This window comes from Bradyrhizobium sp., from assembly GCF_016462955.1.
Taxonomy (GTDB): Bacteria; Pseudomonadota; Alphaproteobacteria; order Rhizobiales; family Xanthobacteraceae; genus Bradyrhizobium.
Window position 1 is genome coordinate 1 of the sequence record NZ_JAEMSD010000087.1, and the last position, 1787, is coordinate 1787.

The 1787-nt window shown below is 67.4% G+C and carries 2 protein-coding genes; one reads left to right on the forward strand and one right to left on the reverse strand.

Annotation, left to right across the window (positions count from 1 at the left end; translation table 11 throughout):
* Positions 1–1192, reverse strand: a 1192-nt coding sequence (locus JHD07_RS12075; protein ID WP_291622281.1) for a cache domain-containing protein, incomplete at its 3' end; no start/stop codon positions are given.
* Positions 1193–1500: 308 nt separating this feature from the next.
* On the opposite strand from JHD07_RS12075, the gene JHD07_RS12080 reads away from it, so the two are divergent.
* The coding region (locus JHD07_RS12080) for a DUF2282 domain-containing protein (RefSeq protein ID WP_291622282.1) at positions 1501–1787 on the forward strand (287 nt) is incomplete at its 3' end.

The window sequence follows — 1787 nt, forward strand, 5'->3', positions numbered from 1 at the left end:
CGATCTCCTTGAGCCGTGACGGATGACGGCGCACCTGCTCCAGGGCGAAGGCCTCGACATGGCGAAGCTCGCCGACGACGCGCGACAGCGGCGCGGCGATGACGGACCGGGCCAGCATGGCCGAGACGAGGGCCGCAAGCACGGCGCCGATGGCAAGACCGAGGATCAGGCGCTGCAGCGTCGTCTCGACCGGCCCGAGAAACTCGGCCTCCGGGATCACCGTGGCGAGCGACCAGCCGGGAAACGGCAGCGGCGTCAGCGCAACTTCGTAAGCCGCGCCGCCCGAGGTGAGACGGCTGCGCCAGGCCTCCTTGCGGCCGGTCTCGCCCGCCTTGTCGAGCGCTGCGCGCGCGAGCGGCAGCAGCGTGGTATCCCCGCGCGCGGGGTGGAGTTCGTCGGCCGCCTTGTCCGGCGCAGCGATGAGTTCGCCCCTATCGCCGATGATGAAGGCAGTCCCGGTGCGGCCGACCTCGAGCTGCGAGAGGAAGCGCGCCAGCCGCGTATATTCGATGATCACCGCGAGCACGCCCTGCCGCTCCTGATAGACGTCGATCGGGCCGGCGTAGGCGATCGACGGCCGCTCGCCGGTCGCATGGTCCGCGACTCTGAACCATTGCGGCTCGTCCGACGCGAGACCGGCCTTGAACCAGGCCTGATCGGCCACGCGGAATGAGGTCGGCTCGAAGCGGCGATTGGCGAATTCGATGTCGCCGGGCACCACGTCATATTCATCGACGCGGCGCTCGCCGGCATGATCGGTCAACGAGATCTCCATCATCTCGAGGCGACGATCGCCGAGCTTGTGCGCGGCGAAGAAGGAGCCGTCGGGCCAGCCGAAGGCGACCCAGGAGATCGTCGCCTGCGACTGCAATTGAGACAGAAACACGAACTCGCGCTTGTCGGCCTCGCGGGTGTCGAGCACGTTCTGCAAGAACAGGGTGCGGATCGCGGTATGCGCGGCGCGCGCCTCGTCGACGATGGCCGCGACTTCCTTGCGCACCGCGGCGACGATCTGCTCGTTGATGGTGGAGGCAAGCTGCCGGCTGGTGGCCTCCGCCGTGCGCCACCACAACAGGCTGGAGAGCGCGGCCGTCAGCAGGATCGCCGCCAGTACCAGCGCGGACACCGCCAGGCGGATGCTGAACGTCATCCTCGCGTTCGCATGAAGCCGTCGTTCGGGATCAATCTTCATCGCTGCCTTCGCCTGCGTGTCACGCGGATCACTGACGAGGCCTACGCCACGAGGTGCGCGTTCGTTACTCTGGCCGGAGCGCGCGCACCGCGCCAATGCCCGGCGGCTAACTCTCGATAGAGCGTAGGCATTGGCATTGAGCCTGCCTCCTGCCCGAAAATCCGTGGCCGGGCGCACCCTTTTGCGCCGATCCAACCGGTCTTCACGAACTCGTGAGCGCTCTTGCCGGTAACGCGGCGATGCGCGGAGCGAAGGAGACCATGCGCGTATCGCCTGCCAGGCGATGTCATCTCAAACAGGAGAATTCCATGTCTGCCAAAAATACCGTCGCCTCCCTCGTCCTCGCCGGTGCAGTGTCGACGGCGCTCGCGACCCTTGCCGCCGCCGGCCCCCTGACCAAGGCCGAGGGCGAGGCGGCTGCCGCCGCCAAGAAGGAAAAGTGCTTCGGCGTCGCATTGAAGGGCCAGAACGATTGCGCGGCGGGTCCGGGCACGACCTGCCAGGGCACCTCGACCGTGGACTTCCAAGGCAACGCCTGGAAATTCGTGCAGGGCGGCACCTGCACCAGCATCGAGCTGCCGAACGGAAAGAAGGG